20 protein-coding genes are annotated in these 19,828 nt (G+C 37.5%); 11 read left to right on the forward strand and 9 right to left on the reverse strand.

Features of this window, described 5'->3' with window-relative positions; translation table 11 throughout:
• Positions 1-8 precede the first annotated feature (8 nt).
• Positions 9-1,031, forward strand: a complete 1,023-nt coding sequence (locus IKK64_00280) for an FAD:protein FMN transferase (protein MBR4118497.1) — start codon at positions 9-11, stop codon at positions 1,029-1,031.
• Positions 1,031-2,248, forward strand: coding sequence for an S-adenosylmethionine:tRNA ribosyltransferase-isomerase (locus IKK64_00285; protein ID MBR4118498.1), 1,218 nt, complete (start codon positions 1,031-1,033; stop codon positions 2,246-2,248). Before IKK64_00280 ends, IKK64_00285 begins: the two co-directional genes overlap by 1 nt.
• Positions 2,249-2,346: 98 nt before the next feature.
• Here the strand turns inward: IKK64_00285 and IKK64_00290 are convergent, their stop codons facing one another.
• The 8 genes from IKK64_00290 to prmC form a co-directional block, all read right to left on the reverse strand.
• The gene (locus IKK64_00290) at positions 2,347-4,413 is read right to left on the reverse strand and encodes a sialate O-acetylesterase (protein ID MBR4118499.1); all 2,067 of its coding nucleotides are present in this window, start codon (positions 4,411-4,413) and stop codon (positions 2,347-2,349) included.
• A 39-nt stretch (positions 4,414-4,452) separates the two neighbouring features.
• Positions 4,453-4,944, reverse strand: a complete 492-nt coding sequence (locus IKK64_00295; GenBank protein MBR4118500.1) for a hypothetical protein — start codon at positions 4,942-4,944, stop codon at positions 4,453-4,455.
• 64 nt (positions 4,945-5,008) lie between these two features.
• Positions 5,009-6,346 carry an argininosuccinate lyase gene (argH, locus tag IKK64_00300; GenBank protein ID MBR4118501.1) on the reverse strand — a complete coding sequence of 446 codons (1,338 nt, stop codon included), beginning with the start codon at positions 6,344-6,346 and terminating at the stop codon, positions 5,009-5,011.
• A 21-nt stretch (positions 6,347-6,367) separates the two neighbouring features.
• Positions 6,368-6,778, reverse strand: coding sequence for an SRPBCC family protein (locus tag IKK64_00305; GenBank protein MBR4118502.1), 411 nt, complete (start codon positions 6,776-6,778; stop codon positions 6,368-6,370).
• A 30-nt stretch (positions 6,779-6,808) separates the two neighbouring features.
• Positions 6,809-7,444: an orotate phosphoribosyltransferase gene (locus IKK64_00310; protein MBR4118503.1), complete on the reverse strand. Its 636-nt coding sequence runs from the start codon at positions 7,442-7,444 to the stop codon at positions 6,809-6,811.
• Positions 7,445-7,634: 190 nt separating this feature from the next.
• Positions 7,635-8,339 carry a ComF family protein gene (locus IKK64_00315; protein ID MBR4118504.1) on the reverse strand — a complete coding sequence of 235 codons (705 nt, stop codon included), beginning with the start codon at positions 8,337-8,339 and terminating at the stop codon, positions 7,635-7,637.
• Between the two features lies 1 nt (position 8,340).
• Complete coding sequence (locus IKK64_00320; protein MBR4118505.1) at positions 8,341-8,826, reverse strand: RecX family transcriptional regulator; 486 nt, start codon at positions 8,824-8,826, stop codon at positions 8,341-8,343.
• Positions 8,811-9,650 carry a peptide chain release factor N(5)-glutamine methyltransferase gene (gene prmC / locus IKK64_00325; protein MBR4118506.1) on the reverse strand — a complete coding sequence of 280 codons (840 nt, stop codon included), beginning with the start codon at positions 9,648-9,650 and terminating at the stop codon, positions 8,811-8,813. The genes IKK64_00320 and prmC overlap by 16 nt, the downstream gene beginning before the upstream one ends.
• Positions 9,651-9,724: 74 nt before the next feature.
• On the opposite strand from prmC, the gene ribD reads away from it, so the two are divergent.
• From ribD to murI, 9 genes are all read left to right on the forward strand, one after another.
• On the forward strand, positions 9,725-10,741 hold the full coding sequence (gene ribD / locus IKK64_00330) for a bifunctional diaminohydroxyphosphoribosylaminopyrimidine deaminase/5-amino-6-(5-phosphoribosylamino)uracil reductase RibD (GenBank protein ID MBR4118507.1): 1,017 nt from the start codon (positions 9,725-9,727) through the stop codon (positions 10,739-10,741).
• Between the two features lie 149 nt (positions 10,742-10,890).
• Complete coding sequence (locus IKK64_00335) at positions 10,891-12,441, forward strand: cadherin-like beta sandwich domain-containing protein (protein ID MBR4118508.1); 1,551 nt, start codon at positions 10,891-10,893, stop codon at positions 12,439-12,441.
• Positions 12,442-12,528: 87 nt separating this feature from the next.
• On the forward strand, positions 12,529-13,200 hold the full coding sequence (locus IKK64_00340; protein ID MBR4118509.1) for an outer membrane beta-barrel protein: 672 nt from the start codon (positions 12,529-12,531) through the stop codon (positions 13,198-13,200).
• Positions 13,201-13,217: 17 nt separating this feature from the next.
• Complete coding sequence (locus IKK64_00345) at positions 13,218-13,958, forward strand: isoprenyl transferase (protein ID MBR4118510.1); 741 nt, start codon at positions 13,218-13,220, stop codon at positions 13,956-13,958.
• On the forward strand, positions 13,955-16,594 hold the full coding sequence (gene bamA, locus IKK64_00350) for an outer membrane protein assembly factor BamA (protein MBR4118511.1): 2,640 nt from the start codon (positions 13,955-13,957) through the stop codon (positions 16,592-16,594). The genes IKK64_00345 and bamA overlap by 4 nt, the downstream gene beginning before the upstream one ends.
• A 110-nt stretch (positions 16,595-16,704) precedes the next feature.
• A complete protein-coding gene (locus tag IKK64_00355; GenBank protein MBR4118512.1) occupies positions 16,705-17,223 on the forward strand; it encodes an OmpH family outer membrane protein in 519 nt (172 codons plus the stop codon).
• Positions 17,224-17,277: 54 nt separating this feature from the next.
• Positions 17,278-17,778, forward strand: coding sequence for an OmpH family outer membrane protein (locus IKK64_00360; GenBank protein MBR4118513.1), 501 nt, complete (start codon positions 17,278-17,280; stop codon positions 17,776-17,778).
• A 68-nt stretch (positions 17,779-17,846) separates the two neighbouring features.
• Entirely contained in the window at positions 17,847-18,353 is a 507-nt protein-coding gene (locus tag IKK64_00365; protein ID MBR4118514.1) for an OmpH family outer membrane protein, read from the forward strand.
• Positions 18,354-18,444: 91 nt separating this feature from the next.
• Positions 18,445-19,275 (forward strand): glutamate racemase, encoded by an 831-nt coding sequence (murI, locus tag IKK64_00370; protein ID MBR4118515.1) that lies wholly within the window; start codon positions 18,445-18,447, stop codon positions 19,273-19,275.
• Positions 19,276-19,393: 118 nt separating this feature from the next.
• Here the strand turns inward: murI and IKK64_00375 are convergent, their stop codons facing one another.
• On the reverse strand, positions 19,394-19,822 hold the full coding sequence (locus IKK64_00375) for an amino acid-binding protein (protein MBR4118516.1): 429 nt from the start codon (positions 19,820-19,822) through the stop codon (positions 19,394-19,396).
• Positions 19,823-19,828: the final 6 nt, after the last annotated feature.

Raw genomic sequence — 19,828 nt, forward strand, 5'->3', positions numbered from 1 at the left:
AAAAATATATGAACTATATAAGAAACTTTAAAGGATGGGTAGCATCAATAGTGGTATTAGTAGTCTTCTTGCTTATACGGCTATTTTCAAACGATACCAAAGAGGTCGCATACAATGAGTGTGTAGGAGAAAAATTCTCAACCTTTTATAGCGTAGCATATAAATCAAGTGAGAATATTGATACATTAATAGTTAAACTCTTGAACGAGTGCGACCTTTCTCTATCTCCCTTTAATAAAGAATCGCTCCTTGCTGCAATAAATAATAACGACACAACCGTAAGAGTTGATAAAATGTTGAGCAATGTAATAACCCTGTCTCAACAAGTTTACGGAGCAACATCAGGAGCATTTGATCCTACCATTTCACCTCTTATAAATGCGTGGGGATTTGGGTTTAAAACAGAAACAATCCCAACCGATACACAAGTGGCAGAGTTAAAAGAGTTGGTAGGAATGAACAAAATAGCACTAACCACTGATGGACAAGTAGTAAAATCAAACCCTAAAATAACCCTAAACTTTTCTGCAATAGCAAAAGGCTATATAGTTGATAAAGTTGCACAACTCTTAGAGGATAACGGAGTAACCGACTATTTAGTAAACATAGGGGGCGAAATATCGTGCAAAGGAGTAAACTCGCGAGGTGAGAGTTGGAGAGTAGGCATAGATAAACCCGAAGAGAGTAATCTTGGAGGAGATATCCTCTCCATACTACAACTATCCGATAAAGCATTGGCAACATCGGGTAATTACCGAAAATTCAAAGTAGAAGATAACCAAAAAGTGTGGCATATAATTGATCCTCGCACAGGTTACCCAACCGAGTTGCGAGTATTAAGTGCAACCGTAATAGCCAACGATTGTGCAACAGCCGATGCATATGCAACAGCTCTTATGGTACTTGGCGTAGAGGAGGGAATGAGAGTAGTAGAGTCAGACACAACATTAGAGGCAATGATGATATGCCCGGGTGACACAACGCACTATAAAGTATATTACAGTAAAGGATTTGAAAAATATATAAAGTAATGGAGCAAGAGTATAAAAAAATATCGATGGAATCGTACGACTATCCGCTACCCGATGAGAGAATAGCAAAATTTCCATTACCCCAACGCGACACTTCAAAACTACTATTATATAAAGAAGGAGCAATATCGGAAGACAAGTTTAACACCCTCCCTTCGCATCTGCCAGAGAACTCTCTTTTGATATTTAATAATACCAGAGTAATACAGGCACGACTACACTTTCAAAAAGAGAGTGGAGCCTCAATAGAGATATTCTGTTTAGAGCCACACACCCCAGCCGATTATGCACTATCGTTTCAATCAACAACCGAATGTATATGGGAGTGTTTGGTTGGAAACTCAAAAAAATGGAAAGAGGGAAAATTAACACGCACTATCACACTTGACGGAGAAACCGTAAATTTCTCAGCCGAACGGATAGGAGCAGGCTCTCCCCAACCCATACGTTTTTCGTGGGATAACCCCTCATTTACTTTTGCTCGATTATTAGATGAGGTAGGCGAATTGCCTATACCTCCGTATCTTAATCGCGAAGCAGAGGAGAGCGACAAAACCACCTATCAAACCGTATATTCAAAAATTGAAGGGTCTGTTGCAGCGCCCACAGCAGGATTGCACTTTACCCCACAGGTGTTTGATGCATTGCGAGAGAGTGGAGCAGAAACCGCCGAAGTAACCTTGCACGTAGGAGTAGGAACATTCCGCCCTGTAAAGAGCGACACCATAGGAGGTCACGATATGCATACCGAATTAATATCAGTGCCCCTCGAAGTAATCGAAAAAATAGCAACAACAAATCGCACCGTAATAGCCGTAGGAACAACATCAGTACGCACCTTAGAGTCGCTATACCATATAGGAGTAGCATTGGGCAGAGAACCACAAAACCCCGAGTCATTAAAGGTGTCACAGTGGCAACCCTATGACTGCCCCTCTGAAATATCACGCTCTGAAGCATTCCGTAATATCGTAAACTATCTAAAGAAAAATGGCTTGTCGCAACTTGTAACCTCAACACAAATAATAATAGTGCCAAGTTATAAATTCAGAGTAGTTGACGGAATAATCACAAATTTTCACCAACCCAAAAGCACCCTGCTATTATTGGTATCGGCCTATATAGGCGGAGAGCGTTGGCGAGAAATTTACGATTACGCCCTTGCAAACAACTTCCGTTTCTTAAGCTACGGCGACTCATCATTGTTGTTAAGGTAATATTATCCCCGTTATTAACAAATTAGACTAATTAGTCCAATATGACCAATTAGTCTAATATTTTATTGATAGTAATTAGTTGAGGATAAAAGTTTGACTTAATACTTAAACGTACTTGCGGGAAGTCCGTCACCATTAACAAGGTTTGCGTTGGTGTATGGTTGCCATCCGTAGCGGATATATTTAGGCTCTTTAACCTCTACACACCACACTTTAAGTTCACCTTTGTTGTTCTCAACAATAGCAGGGTAGAATATCTTATCCTCTCCAGCAATTTCAAAACCTAATATGGTATCGCCACTTTCTGCTCTTAAATCCTTGCCATACTCAAATGTTGGGTATGCAGCACCCTTTTTAAAGTCAACTTTCTTAATCATAGGACCGCAAGGAGTCAACTTCTTCATATTATATGTTTTATTAAGAGCCAAACGGGCAAGTCTTGCACCAATCTCCTTCTTTTGTTTAGGATGAACATCAAGAGAATCTCCTTTATCCGATGAAACCACCATCCCTACATTAGGGATAGTCTCGCTCAATATACGTTGACTATTGCGGAAACTACACCACGATGGGCGGTTTAGGCTTGATAGTTGCACAAAGTAGAATGGCATTTCGGGGTTGTTCTGCTGTTTACGCCAACTCTCAACAACCATAGGGAATAGTTTTTCATGTAACTCAATATTATGAGCATTACTCTCGCCCTGATACCAAAGCATACCTTTTACGGTGAAATCGTTAATCCATAGTTCATTTACAGCATATAGGTACGATGGCTCGTATGGGTGGCGTTGTCTCTTAATCTCGTAAAGTTTACAGTTGAGTTCTGCTCTCTCTCTAACCCAATCCTGAATGTAATCACTCTTGGTCCAGTGATAGAATATATCGGGAATCTCCATTTCAAGAATATCTCTGCTTATCCACGCCTCAGCACCTGAGCCTCCTATAGCATTGCATATCACACCAACAGGAACATTCAATGAATCTGACACTGCTTTGGCAAAATGGTAACCAACTGCCGAGAATGATCTCACACTCTCTTCGTTACACTCTTGCCACTTAGTAGGTTTGTAGTAGTCCAATCGGTTAAGCGAATCAAGGAAAGTCATACTCCAAGTAGAAGTATCAGTTAAGTATGTAGGTTGCATATTAAAGAGACGGATATTAAAGTTGTCGGCAGTAGCAATATCCTCTTCTGCAGTTGCACTCTCACCAACAGTAAATGCCATATTCGATTGTCCTGAACACAACCACACCTCTCCGGCAGCAATATTTGAGAAAGTTAAACTCTTCTCTTTGGTAGCAACTGAAAGAACATATCCTGTATCTGCTTTTAATGGTTTTATTGTAACACTCCATTTACCATTTTTACCACAATTGGTTTTGTATTTTTTACCTGCTATTGTAACAGTTATATTATCCCCAGCATTTGCAATACCCTTAATCTCAAGAGGAGTGTTACGTTGCAATACCATATTGTCTGAGTACATAGGAGACATTTTTAATCCTCCATAATTACCAGTAATAGCCGAATATACAGTTCTTGCAATAATCTTGGCTCCATCAATGTTTGGATGTAGAGCATCGGGTAACATATTTGGAATGTTGTAAAGAGGAGTTTGAAGGTCAATTACCCCCACCTCTTTAATCTTGGCAATATCCTCTATTCGTTTTTGAATCTCTCTGTACCAATCGCGAGTGCCCGATTTAAATCTCTTATGTTCGTGAGTTATTGGCGACATCTTACAAATCCAAACCTCACATTTAGGATTAGCACTCTTTATAGAGTCAATTAAAGCGTAATAATCTTTTTCAAAATCATCACTATAATTAGGCCAATTGCGAGGGTCTGTATCGTTTAATCCTAAGTGAATAACGGCAATATCAGCCTTAAATGCCATAGCCTCTTTAAATTCATCTTGTGCCATATATGGACAGTGGCCTCTATTTAATAGTGTAGCACCACTCTTACCAAAGTTGCCAACCATAAAGTTATCTCCCAGTAGATTTTGCAATCGAGTAGGATAGGAGTTATCCTCTCTGTATGGGAGGAGGTATCCGTATGTAACACTATTACCAATACAGGCAACTTTAATTCTGTCGGCATATACCGAAAAAGATATTACAAGCGATAATGCCAAAACTGATAATCTCTTTAAAACTTTCATATTGCGATGATTTTAATTGACTTTTTAAATAACAAACACTTAATTTATAATCATATAAGAACCAGTAGTTGTAATATATTTAATATTGTATTTGCGAAGTGAATATCCGTTTATAGCCGAAGGACCTTCGATAGGAGCTCCGCTACCATAGAAAACATCATAAACTGAACCACACTCTCTACAATAAGCGTTGAGAGATTCATTAATGGCAATTCTAATGTTGGGATTGTGTTCAAAAGGACAACTCAAATCAAACGCAAATAGTTCGTTATCAAAACCACAAACCTGAAGTACGCCACCATAGCCAGTTGTGGCAGAAATGGTGTATGGAAAACCGTATGGGATGTTTGGCTTTAAGAAAGAAATATATGTAGCGGGAACATTAGCCCACCACTCTGGGTTTTGTTGTTGAGCAAGAGTAACCTCTATTCTAACACTTGTAAGTGGTATCCTCTCATCGTTAATACTTGAACACCCCCAACAAATCATTAGAATTATAAAAAGAATCGTTATAACCTTTTTTCTCAACATACTTTAATCCCCGCAACTAACAACTACCCGTAGGGCGGCGTAGCCGACAACTAACAACAAACAACTATTTTAGCAACTCCTCTTGAGCCTTTTCGTATTTGTCAAAAGCAAAACCTTTGATGATGCTCTCCTCTAACTCAACAATTTTGTCGTTGCATAAGTTGCCTATACTGCCTTCGTGGGTGTGGCAAATATTTTTATTTGGGGTAAAGCACCCTTGTTCAATCTCAATACCCACCTGCTTGTAGGCATCGCGGAAAGGAGTTCCCTCTTTTGCTCTGCGGTTTACCTCTTCCACACTGAAAGCATATTTATAACGGTCATCCTCAATAATATCCTCTTTAATCTCAATTAATCTAACCATTTCAGTTGTCATAATCAAGCAATCTTTAAGTTCAGCAAAAGCAGGAAGGAACGACTCCTTAATAAGTTGCATATCGCGGAAGTAGCCCGAAGGCAGGTTATTTGCAATCAGAGTAATCTGATAAGGCAATGCTTGAAGTTTGTTGCATTTGGCACGAGTCAACTCAAACACATCAGGATTCTTTTTGTGAGGCATAATGCTCGAGCCTGTTGTGTATTCATCAGGAAGACGAATAAAACCAAAGTTTTGAGAGTTGAACATACACGCATCAAAAGCAAGTTTTGAGATAGTTGCGGCAATAGAAGCCATAGCAGTAGCAACAATACGTTCTGTTTTACCTCTACTCATTTGAGCATAAACCACGTTGTAGTTCATTGAGTCAAACCCTAAAAGGTTTGTAGTCATAGTTCTGTTCAGTGGGAACGAAGAGCCATAACCAGCGGCTGAACCAAGAGGGTTACGGTTAACAACCTTATATGCTGCTTGTAGCACGTTAAGGTCATCAACAATACTCTCTGCGTATGCACCAAACCACAAACCAAACGAAGATGGCATAGCAACTTGCAAGTGAGTATATCCGGGCATAAGCACCTCTTTGTAGTTCTCACTTTGAGCAATAAGAGTCTTAAAAAGTTTGTCGCAAAGAGAGACAATCTCTTTAATTTCGCTACGCATAAAGAGTTTAAGGTCAACCAAAACTTGGTCGTTACGCGAACGTCCACTATGAATCTTCTTGCCAATATCTCCAAGTTTGCGAGTTAACAAGAGTTCAACTTGCGAGTGAACATCCTCAATACCCTCTTCAATTACAAATGAGCCATCTTGAGTAGTTTTGTATATGTTTTTTAACTCAGTAGTTAAAGTTTTAAGTTCGCTCTCAGTAAGTAGACCAATAGACTCCAACATAGTTATGTGTGCAATAGAGCCAAGTACATCAAATGGAGCAAGAAACAGGTCTAACTCTCTATCCAGACCAACAGTGTAACGCTCAATCTCTGAGTTAACAATAGTGGTTTTCTGCCAAAGTTTCTCTGCCATATCTTTTTTTTGTGAATATGATTAATAGTTTATAGCAGCCAAAGTATCTGCAATTCTCTCAATACCCTCTTTAATTTTGTTACCCACCATACCGCGTAAGAACATATTAAGTTCCAAGTGGCATGTAACCTTGATTTTTGAAGTAGTTTCAGTAACAGGCAACATCTGAATCCATATAAATACAGGTAGAGGAGAGTTTTCGGCAGTAAATTTAACTGTCTTATTCTCTTCTCTGTCGCAGATTATAAACTTAACTTCTCCAACAGGATCAACCCTTAGCGAACAACTATCTCTGTCAAATTTAATATCTTTAACTTTGTCTGCAGGGATTCTATCCTTAACCCTCTCAATATTGTTTAAGTCAGAGAGGGTGTTATAAATTGCGTCAACAGGAGAGTTTACACTTTTTACAGAACTTTCGTATTTACTTATACTCATTTAAAATATTTAAATCTTTTGTGATTATTCTTGCATCCATTGTGATGGATTCTCTCTCCAGACTTTAAGAGTCTCAATATCCTCGCTGTTGATATAACCAGTTTCAGCAGCAGCCTCCAATACAGCGTTGTAGTTGCTCAAAGTATAAAGAGTAACACCAGCCTCTTTAAATTTCTCTTCAGCAAGAGGGAAACCATATGTAAAGATAGCGACCATACCAACAACCTCGCAACCTGCTTGGCGAACAGCCTCAACAGCCTTCAAACTACTACCTCCGGTTGAAATAAGGTCTTCCACAACAACAACTTTTTGACCAGGTTTAATGTCGCCCTCAATTAAGTTACCCATACCATGATCTTTGGCTGCGGAACGGATATAAACATAAGGCATGCCAAGTTCATCAGCAATCATAGCACCTTGAGCAATAGCACCAGTTGCTACACCAGCAATAACATCAAACTCTTCAAATTTCTCGGCAATAAGGCGAGAAAGTTCAATCTTAACAAAAGTTCTAACATCAGGGAACGATAAAGTTTTTCTATTGTCTGTGTAGATTGGAGATTTCCATCCCGAAGCCCAAGTAAAAGGATTTTTAGGTTGAAGTTTAACTGCACTGATACCTAATAACTTTTTAGCCAATAATTTGTCAACTGAATTCATGATAAATATATTTTTTAAATTAATATTTCTAACCTCTGTCCTTAGTTACTATTTGATTTAAAAATCAAAGTTACATAATAATCTGCAAATAGCGAAAGCAAAAATAAAATTATTTTTCAAGTAAAAATATTTCTAACAACTAAAAACTGACAACTACCACGTAGGGGCAACTTTAGCCGGCAACCAACGACTATTTATTAGCATACGCCAAAGTAAGTACCGATATATTTTTGTACCCACCCTCACGCAAAGAGATTATACAAGCGGCAATAGTAGCACCAGTTGTGGTGACATCATCCACAATAAGAATCTCTTTCTCTATATCATCACGTGTAGCAGGAGTAGTCTCAAAAGCATCTTTAATATTTTCCCAGCGATCAAATCTCATCTTTTTGGTTTGAGACTCCGTCTCGCTCTTTCTCGATAAAATATCCTCTCTTACAACACCACCAAATACATTGCTAATACCCTTTGCGATATAAAAACTTTGGTTATACCCTCTGCTCTTTTTACGCTTAGGGTGTAGTGGAACAGGTATTATGTAGTCAAATTTCAGAGTTATATTATCAACCAAAAGTTCTTTGGCGTACATCTCACCTAAATATTCTGCCAGATTGTAATTGCCTCTATATTTGAAGTTGTAAATAAGTTTAGCAAATTCGCTTTCGTGAGAGTGAAAAAACCATGAATATACACTCTTTGCATAAGCCTTGCCGGCAAATGACTCTTCCGCAATATTTCTCATTGCAGTATGAAAATTTGTGCGAGGTATAGAGGCAATACACGAAGTGCAAATATGCTTCTCGCTACTTGTAAGAGCAGTACCGCAAACCAAACACAGTCTGGGGTAGAACAGATCCACAATCGCCGATATAACCTCTCTTATCTTTTCCATACTACTCATTACTAATTTCCCTGAACGCTTTGTTTATAAGATCCGCTTCAAACCCTCTTGATAAAGCAAAATTATAGACCGATGCCCTCTTTTTAAAGTCCGAGATATCGCCTTTGCTTTTACTTAATATAAGTTGTTTAAGTATCTCAAAATATTGCACATCATCAATAACGTCCATAGCCGAAGATATATACTCTTCTGCAACCTTTTTTTGTCTTAGAGCATAACCAATCTTAATACGTCCCCAGTGGCTTAATCTAAATTTTTCCGAAACAAAACACTCAGCGTATCGCCCTTCGTTTATAAAGTTATTATCGCAAAGATATTCTATTATTCCGTTCTGGGTGTCGCAATCAATCCCCCATTTGCGGAGTTTTTCTCTGATATCCCAAATAGAGTATTCAGCCTTAGAACAAATCATACAGCATTTATTTAAAGCCTCCTCCTTCTCTATACTTCGCTTAGCTTTCTCTATATCTTCGTACATGCAATAAATCTCTTACGTTCGTTAATGTCGTTTATAACCTCAATATTTGCATACCCTTTTGATATGAGCATTTCTGTCAACTCTTTGTAAAATAAAGGATTAATTTCAAAGAAAAGATTGCCACTACTCTTTAAAATTGAGCATCCCAATTCTGCGATTTTATCGTAAAAAACAAGAGGGTTATCATCACTAACAAAGAGGGCAATATGAGGCTCATTATCCAATACGTTGCTCTCCATCTTCTCCTTCTCAAATTGACAAATATATGGAGGGTTACTAACGATTATATCGTAACAATTTTGAATTTTTGGAGTATCTGTAATAACATCATACTCATTAAACTCAACATCAAGATTTAGACTCTCGGCGTTTTTACGAGCAACCGAAATAGCACCAAGTGAAATATCAACGCCCTCAACACTTGCTTTAGGAATACCATTTTTAAGAGCTAAAGCAATACAACCGCTACCTGAACAAATATCAAGAATCTTAGGAGCTGACTCTTTGTATCTCTCAATAATCAAACGGCAAAGTTCATCAGTCTCGGGGCGGGGAATAAGAACATTATTATCAACGCCAATCTTCAAGTCGCAAAAGTATGAGTATCCTAAAATATATTGCAAAGGCTCTCCATTTAACAGTCTTTTTACTATAACCTCAATTTTTTCTCTATCAACTTCCAAAAATTTTGTATCTTTGACCAAAATATCAGAATAACTCATACCCGATAACTCTTCAACAATATAACGAGCAATAGAGTTGCACTCCCTTGCATCGTAGCACGAAGAGAGGTGGTTTGCGATATATCTGATAGAATCTTTCATTTGCAAAGGACGATAATTTAATATACAAAGTTATAAAAAAAATGAACTCACTATCGGATTGTGATAAAATTTATATGCAAAGAGCGTTACAACTTGCACGTTGTGGCGAGGGTAATGTTTCTCCCAATCCGATGGTAGGAGCAGTAATAGTGTGCGATGGAAAAATAATAGGAGAGGGGTATCATCGTAAGTGTGGAGAGGCACATGCCGAAGTAAATGCAGTAGCATCGGTAAAAGATAAAACCCTTTTGAAAAGTAGTACAATGTATGTAACGCTTGAACCCTGTTCGCATTATGGTAAAACACCACCTTGTTGTAACCTTATAAAAGAGTGTGGGATACCACGAGTAGTAATAGGAATAAAAGATCCCTTCCCTGAAGTGGCAGGTCGTGGAATACGTATATTGCAAGAGGCAGGAGTAGAGGTAACAGTAGGAGTTTTGGAAGAAGATTGCAGATTTATAAATCGTAAGTTTATAACAGCACATACTCAAAAACGCCCATACGTTTTACTAAAGTGGTGCGAAAGCAGTGATGGCTATATAGCCGCAATAAAAAACGGAAAGCCAACACCTGTTCAACTCTCATCACAAGTATCCTCTATTTATATGCACAGAGAGAGGTCTCTCTGTGATGCAATAATGGTAGGAACAACAACCGTTTTAACCGATAATCCAACGCTTACCGTAAGAGGATGGAAAGGTAAAAATCCGTTGCGAGTAGTAATTGACAGAGATGCAAAACTTCCACATGATAGAAAAATCTTTAATAACGAAAGTCAAACACTAATATTTACTAATTTAAGCCAAACTACGACAGACCAACGCTATATAAAAATAGATTTCTCTGAAAATATAATACCACAAATACTCAAAGAATTATATAGTCGTGGAGTAACCTCTCTAATGGTTGAGGGAGGAACAAAAACACTTCAGTCGTTCATTGATTGCGGCGTATGGGATGAAATCCGCCGAGAGGTATCGCCCATTGTTATTGAAGAAGGAATAACCGCTCCTAAAATATCTTTTGATGAAGCACAAACATCTGAATGTGGAAGTTCCAGAATCTATCATCTTTATAACGATAAATAACAGAATTACAAAGGGCGAGTCGCCCTTTTTCTTCTTTTTAGTTATATTTTAAACTTCTATTAACATATTCGCACCATATTTGTTACCTTATTTATAAGGGAAAAGCAAAAAAAACTTACTATCTTTGCAAATTGTAAAATATGATCAAAATGAAATTTCTGAAAAAAATAACAATATTAGCAGTTGTATCGGTTATTGTTTTGCTATCATCGTGCGGAAGTTTGGAGGAGGATGGTATATACTATTCAAAGCAAAACACAATGATATGTGCCTTCTCCTTACAAAAAGATACCTCTGTGTTGTCAAACCTCGATAGTATATTCTTTACAATAGATCTTGACAGAAGTCTAATCTACAACGCAGACTCGTTGCCCAAGGGAACCGATGTATCTAAAATAGCGGTAAAGGCAACCTTTATGAATCCTGCCAACGTATATGTAAATTACGAAGATGAAAACGGAGCAATAAAGAGCTTTAGTTATTTGGCAACAAGTCACGCAACAATTGACTTTAGAAAAAGCGAAGAGAATAAAGTTAAAATGAAGGTAATTGCTGCCGATGGTCACACTTCGCAAACCTACACCTTAAAAGTAAATGTCCATAAAGTTGTTGCCGATTCGCTATATTGGAAAAAGATTGAGACCGCATCAATCCCAGTACAGCAAAACAATGTAGCATCTTCAAAATGTATATCGATAGACAACGCATACTATCTATTTGTTCAAGACAAAAGTGGAGAATTAGCAGTATATCGTACAACAAATTTTAGTGAGTGGGAGAGTAGTACAAAAGTTACATTGCATAGCATGGATTGGCGTACTCTAACATACGATGGGACATCATTATATGTTCTCTCTGCCGATAACAAACTATATAGTTGTACCGATATAAATACTCTTCAATTTGAGGAGTCAACATTAATGGGAACGTACACTCCAATATCGTTAATAGGAGTATATGAGAATAATCTATTGGCAATAGTAAAAGATAACGAAAAATATAATCACGCAACAATAAATGCTACAAATCAAACCATAACACTCTCGCCAATGAACGATGAGTTCCCCATAAAGGGATTCTCTCAATCAGTAACATTTACAAGCAAGTGGACTCGCGATCAAATTGTAATTGCATGTGGAGAGAAACGTGATGGCTCTCTAACTAATGCCGTTTGGGGATTTGATGGTAGCAACTGGGCAATACTGAATAATGCAGTAAGTGGAGGCACCTTAATAACACCACGCTCAGGAGTTGTAATGTTTACATACTACACCTATGAATATAACTCAGAGATAGATTTACATACCAAAGTCCTCACATACTTTATAGTAGGAGGTTGGGATGGTGAAAAGATGACAAATGATCTCTATTACACTACAAATCTCGGAGGAAAATGGAAAAAGGCAGGAGCAACCTCGCCTATGGCATTACCTTCAACAATAGTTCCACGCATGGGGGCTGATGTGTTTGTGTTGGATTCTCCCGTAGAAATGAAGTCTGATGCACAAGGTCCAGTGTGGCGTGATATAGAGTTACTAAACACAAAAAATATAACAAAACTAATGTCGCTCACCAACGAGGAGACTCAAACAGTCCCATTCGTATATATGGTTGGCGGAAGCAGTGAGTTACAATATAACTTTATAAATGAGGTATGGAAAGGAGTTATTTGGCGATTAACATTCCCTCCAATACCATAGAAAATTTATAAAAAAGCGATAAGAGATAATTTTATTTAAAATTTTACGTTTAAATAAACAAGGGTGTAAAACTCTTTACAAAAAGCAATGAATAAAACGCTGTTAATAATATTATTTCTTATCACAACAACCATTATCAGTGCGCAATCTTATAAATATGAGATTGGAGCGGGAGCAGGTATGGGATTTTATATGGGCGATGCCAACCCAAATAAACCATTCCGTAAGCCCGGAGCGGCATTCGATATGACGTTCAGATGGAACATCAACTATCGTTGGGCATTAAAGTGTGGTCTATCAACCGCAACAATGCGAGGAGAGAGTTCTGGATTAGGGTTATATTACCCTTCGGCAGCAACCTACTCATTTAAAAGGCAGTTAGTTGATTTAGGAGTTCAAGGCGAGTTCAACTTCTTTAATTACGGAATTGGACAAACCTATCTGAATACAAAGAGAATATCGCCCTACATCTTGGCTGGAGTATATTTTGTAATGATTCCACAAGCAGGAGACGGATTCTATTCAATATCTCTCCCATTAGGAGCAGGAGTCAAATACAAAGTAGGCAAAAGATGGAATATGATGTTGGAGTTTTCGATGCGAAAAACATTTGGTGATAAACTTGATGGAAAAGCATTAGATGACCCCTACAAAATTGAGAGTGCAGCACTGAAAAATACCGATTGGTATTCATACTTAATGTTTTCTGTGACCTACGATTTTGGTCTAAAACGTAGAGTATGTAACAATATAGATTAAGAAGTAATATTATAGAGATGACATCTTATTTAGAGCAAATAGACAAAACCCGATTGCCAAAACACATAGCAATCATTATGGACGGAAACGGACGTTGGGCAAAGGCACAAGGGTTAGATCGTTCATACGGACACAAAAAAGGAGTTGATTCGGTGCGTACAGTAACCGAAGCGGCTACTGAACTCGGAATAAAATACCTTACACTATATACTTTCTCAACAGAGAACTGGAACCGCCCTCAAGAGGAGGTTGATGCTTTAATGGCATTAATGGTTATGGCAATAGAGCGAGAGACTCCCGATTTGATAAAGAACGGGGTAAGACTTCAAGCAATAGGAAATATTAGTCGTATGCCAGAGGAGGTACGTCAACGATTAGATAAATGTATCTCTGATACAGCACAAGGAACAGGAGTAACACTTGTATTGGCATTGAGTTACTCATCGCGTTGGGAGATAGTAGATGCAGTTAAGAAAATATCATCTAAAGTAAGTAGTGGAGAGATATCAGTTGATGATATAACCGAAGATACAATCTCTCAATCACTCACAACAAAAAACATTCCCGATCCAGATTTGTTAATCCGCACAGGAGGAGAGGAGCGTATAAGCAACTTCCTAATGTGGCAAATATCATATTCAGAGTTATATTTTACTACTGAGTATTGGCCGGATTTTGGAAAGGAGAGCCTATATAAGGCAATATGCAACTATCAATCTCGCGAGAGAAGATTCGGAAAAACAAGCGAACAATTATGATTTTGAACAAAACATATTCAATACATAAATTAATACTATACATAGTTTTGCTCTTAATAGTGTTACTTCCAGCACAATTAAAAGCACAAACCACTGCCACCGATACTATAACAACGCCAAAGGTAAACTACTCATATCCAAAAAAATATGAGATAGCAGATATTACAGTTACAGGAGCAGAAAGTTATGACGACTATGTAGTAATAGGTTTTTCAGGATTAACAAAGGGACAAATAATCACTATACCGGGAGATGAAGTAACAGCAGCCGTTAAAAGATTCTGGAAACAAGGCCTATTTTCAGATGTATCAATAACACTTACCAAAACAGTAGGTAATCAGGCGTGGATAAATATTGACCTGACTGAACAACCTCGAGTATCAGATGTTCGTTTTCAAGGATTAAAAAAGAGCGACAAGGATGACCTGTCGGGAAAAATAGGAATAGCAAAAGGCTCACAAGTAAATCAAGATATAATTGATAGAGCAAAAAAGATAATTAAGAAGTTCTTTGATGAAAAGGGATATAAAAATGCCGAAGTCAGAATAGTAACCCATCCCGATTTGTCAAAAAAGAACTATATGATAGTTGATATATATATTGATAAGAAGGCAAAGGTAAAAGTACACAAGGTCTATATATCGGGCAATGAAGTAATTACCGATAAAAAACTTAAGCGTACAATGAAAAAGACCAACGAAAAGGGTGATATATTAAAACTATTTAAATCAAAAAAATTCATAGAGAACGAATATAAAGGCGACCTTGACCTTATAATTGAAAAATATAATGAGTTGGGATATCGCGATGCTCGTATTGTAAGTGACAGCATTGTACCCTTTGAGGAGAGTATGGTTGACGTTTATATTGAGGTTGATGAAGGACAAAAATACTATCTAAAAGATATAAACTGGGTAGGAAATACCGTATATCCAACTGAGGTACTTAATCGCTTGTTAAGGATGAAACCGGGAGACGTATATAACCAAAAGTTACTACGTCAAAGAATGACTGAGGATGAAGATGCTATCTCAACCCTATATATGGATAACGGATACCTCTTCTTCAATATAGAGCCAGTTGAGGTAAATATTCAAAATGACTCAATAGATTTGGAGATTCGTATAATGGAGGGTCCTCAGGCAAGAATAAATCGCGTAATAATTAAAGGAAATGACCGTCTATATGAAGAGGTAGTGCGTCGTGAGTTGCGTACACGTCCGGGAGATCTATTCAGTAAATCAGATTTGATGCGTTCTGCTCGTGAGATTGCACAGATGGGACACTTTAATCCTGAGACAATGGATATTCGTCCTGAACCAGATCCCGAAAGCGGAACAGTTGATATTATATACGGATTGGAGTCTAAGGCAAATGACCAGATAGAGTTCTCGTTAGGATGGGGACAAACAGGAGTTGTCGGAAAAGTAAGTCTTAAGTTTACAAACTTCTCATTTAAGAACCTATTCAACCCAAAATCATATAAGGGAATAATACCGCAAGGACAAGGACAACAATTCTCAATCAGTGCGCAAACCAATGCACGATACTATCAATCATATAGTATATCGTTCCTCGATCCATGGTTTGGAGGTAAACGCCCTAACTCGTTCAGTTTCTCGGCATATTACAGCCGTCAAACAGACGTAAGTTCAAGTTACTATAACAATAACTACTACGATCCCTATTCATACGGATATTACGGAGGATATGGATATGGAGGATATGGATATGGTTATAACAACGGATATAGTTATGGCTACTCGTATGACCCTGATAAGTCATTACAACTATTTGGAGTATCAATAGGATTTGGTAAACGACTAAATTGGCCTGATGACTATTTCCAATTCTCAGCCAGTTTAAGTTATCAACTCTATGTCTTAAAAGATTGGCAATACCTATACTATATGCAAAACGGAAAATCGCATAGCATATCATTAGGATTAACCCTTTCGCGTAACTCAATGGATAACCCACTATATACACGTCGTGGATCAGAGTTTGTACTGTCGTGTCAAATAACACCGCCATACTCGCTATGGGAGAATGTCGATTATGCAACAGCAAAAGATTACGAGAAATACAAATGGATTGAGTACCACAAGTGGAAGATAAAAGGACGTATATTCTTACCCATTACACGATACGACTCAAAATATACATTGGTGCTTATGGCAAGAGCCGAAGCTGGTATTTTGGGTTCATACACCCGAGCAAAGAAATCTCCATTTGAAACCTACTACATGGGAGGAGACGGAATGTCGGGATATAGTAGTACATACGCAACTGAGACCATCGCATTGCGTGGATATGAGAACGGATCGTTAACTCCATACGGATATGACGGATATGCCTATTGCCGATTTGGATTAGAGTTGCGTTGTCCTATCCTTATGGAGGGCTCAACAACCATATATGGATTAGCATTTGTTGAGGGAGGTAACGCTTGGACAGATGTTCGCGACTTTAACCCATTCCAACTTAAGAAATCAGCAGGAGTCGGAGTCCGAATATTCTTGCCTATGATTGGACTTATGGGAATTGACTGGGCATACGGATTTGACAAGGCATTCCCATCAAACGACAAAGTTGGAGGAAGCCAAATCCACTTTATTATAGGTCAAGAATTTTAGACATAAGAACTATGTTATTCTTAATTAAGAAAGAGTAACTGATGGTTATCATTAAACCAATTCAAATTTTTGTTGTCAAAAAGACAGAAAACAACTTAAAAACAGAAATTATGAAAAAGTTATCAATCATTCTGGTAGCGTTTATCGCACTTTTAGCAGTAGAGGCAAAAGCACAAAAGTTTGCCCTAATAGATATGGAGTATATATTGAGTAATATACCTGCGTATGAAATGGCTAACGAACAGTTGAAACAAGTATCTCAAAAGTGGGAGAAGGAGATTGAACAACAAGCTCAAAAGGTTGAAGCAATGTATAAAGATTACCAAGCAAACCAAATCTTCTATACCGCTGATCAAAAAACAAAAAAAGAAGAAGAGATATACGAAGAGGATAAAAAAACTCTTGAAATGAAACGTAACTATTTTGGACCGGAAGGCGAGTTGTATAAAAAACGCGAAGCGTTAATGAAACCAATTCAAGATGATATTTACGAAGCCGTAAAAACCATATCAACAAATAAAGGTTATCAAATGATACTTGACCGAGCATCGGCTGTAAGCGTAATCTATGCAACACCAAAAATAGATATAAGCAACGAAGTATTAGCAAAGTTGGGATATTCAAAATAAATATATAAATTTGCAACTGAAAACATAGTAATTAACCATTAAACAAAATATATCATGTTAAAGAAACTTTTAGTAGTGGCACTTTTAGCGTTGCCAATATGTGTTTCGGCACAAGACCTTAAATTTGCAACAGTAAACTTACAAGCAATCTTTCAAGTAATGCCTGAGACTTCAGCAGCAACAGCAGCATTACAAGATAAACAAAAGAAATATGAGAGCGAGTTGTCAAAAATGGCAGAAGAATTACAAACAAAATATGCTGCCATAACAGAGCAAAAAGACTCACTTCCTGAGAATATCCTAAACGCACGTTTAGCAGAGTTACAAGAGATTGAGCAACGCACTGAGAATTTCAGAAGAATGGCGGCAGAGGATATCCAAGCAGAACAAGAGAAACTAATGGCTCCAATTCAAGAGAAATTGATGACAGCCGTAAAAGAGGTTGGAACAGAAGGGAACTATGTGTATGTTCTTGATGAAACAGGAGTAGTCTTCAAAGGGACAATGACCGAAGATATTACCCCAAAAGTAAAAGCAAAATTAGGAATACAATAGAACTCAATTTCTGAAAAATATAAAAATAAGGGAGTTAGACACTCTCTTATTTTTTTAAACATTATATTATGAAAAAGATATTACTATTATCACTATTTGCTATAATCCCAATGTTGGCAATCTCTCAAATCCAGTTGAAGTTTGCAACAGTAAGATTACAAGAAATTTTTGATGCGATGCCCGAAACTGAAGAGGCAAATAAAAAATTAGCAGATTTGGCTCAGAAGTATAAGGAAGAGAATGAGAGCATAAAGAACGAGTATGAGAACAAATATACCGACTATGTAAAATCTCGTCAAACAATGCCTGAGAATATTAGAGCACGCCGAGAGCAAGAGTTGCTAACCATATCACAAGCAATAGAAGATTTTATGATGGTTGCACAAAATGATATTAAGCAACAACAAGAACTATTGATGATGCCAATAAAAGCAAAACTTATGGAGGCAGTAAAGTCGGTAGGAGATGAAGGCGGATATATGTTTGTAATAGATGAAGCACAAATGCTCTACAAAGGAGCAAATTTTGAGGATATAACCATCTTTGTAAAGGCAAAATTAGACCTACTCAAATAAAAAGATTAAAAAATATAGAAGAGAGTTACAGTAAAAGACTGTAATTCTCTTTTTTATTTGTAAATTTACGCCATAAATAAAAAACTATAAGATGGAGATGCAGAGAGGACCGATAGCAGTATTCGATTCAGGATTTGGAGGACTTACAATTCTGAAGGAGATAGTTAAGGCAATGCCCCAATATGATTATATCTATTTGGGAGATAATGCAAGAACACCATACGGAACACGCTCATTTGAAACCGTATATGACTTTACGCTTCAAGCCGTAAAGCAAATGTTTAAGATGGGAGCTCCACTTGTAATATTAGCGTGTAATACAGCATCGGCAAAAGCACTCCGATCAATACAGGTAAGAGATTTGCCCAATATTGATGCCACACGACGTGTATTAGGTGTAATACGCCCAACAGTTGAGGCGATAGGTAATTTAACCAAAACAGGTAAAGTGGGGGTATTAGGAACAACAGGAACAATACAATCTCAGACTTATCCGTTAGAGGTAAAGAAACTCTTCCCTGAAGTTGAGGTATTTGGACAAGAGTGTCCAATGTTTGTACCGTTGGTTGAAAATTCAGAATATGACAAACCCGGAGCCGATTACTTCGTAAAAAAATATATTGATGCACTAATGTCACAATCGCCGGATATTGATACTGTAATATTAGGTTGTACGCACTATCCAATATTAGAAGATAAGATACGAGAGGCACTCCCCAAAGGAGTAAACCTTATACTACAAGGCGAATTGGTAGCAGAGAGTTTAAAAGACTATCTTATGCGTCATCCCGAGATGGAGCAACGTTGTACAAAAGGAGGAGAGAGGATATACCTTACAACCGATTCGGTTGAGAAGTTTGAGAAAACTGCAAAAATATTTATGCCCGACAAAGTTGCTGCAAACAAAATAACCATTGATTAATATGGTAGTGATATGGTAATGTTCCGGCAAATGTAACCAGCACTCAAAACGGACATAAACAAAATAGACCAATTAGTCTTACTAATTGGTCTATTTTGTTTATTATAGGATATCTCTTTTAAATTAGAGTTGACAAATCCTTCTCTGCAACAAAATTAAGTTTGTTAAGCATAATAATTTCATGAGCCTTCTCAGAATCTTTAGTACGGAAAATAAGAATACCCTTATTGCCTAACATAAACGAATACAAGTACGAAATATCAATACCTGCATCACTAAATAATTTAATAGTGTCGGCTGCTTTACCAACTTCATTCTCCAACGTAATAGCAAATACGTCAGTCAAGTTAACCGAAATACCTGCCTCTCTCAATGTTTCGTAAGCACGAGTAGGTTCAGAGCATATAATTCTGTAAATACCATAGTCGGTAGTATCAGCAATAGTTGATGCTATAATTTGAATATTACCCTCTTTTAAAAGGTCAAGAACGCGTTGAATAGTTCCCGATTTATTTTCGGCAAAAACCGATAGTTGATGAACTGTCATAATTAT

Source organism: Bacteroidales bacterium (assembly GCA_017521245.1).
Classification (GTDB): Bacteria; Bacteroidota; Bacteroidia; order Bacteroidales; family G3-4614; genus Caccoplasma_A.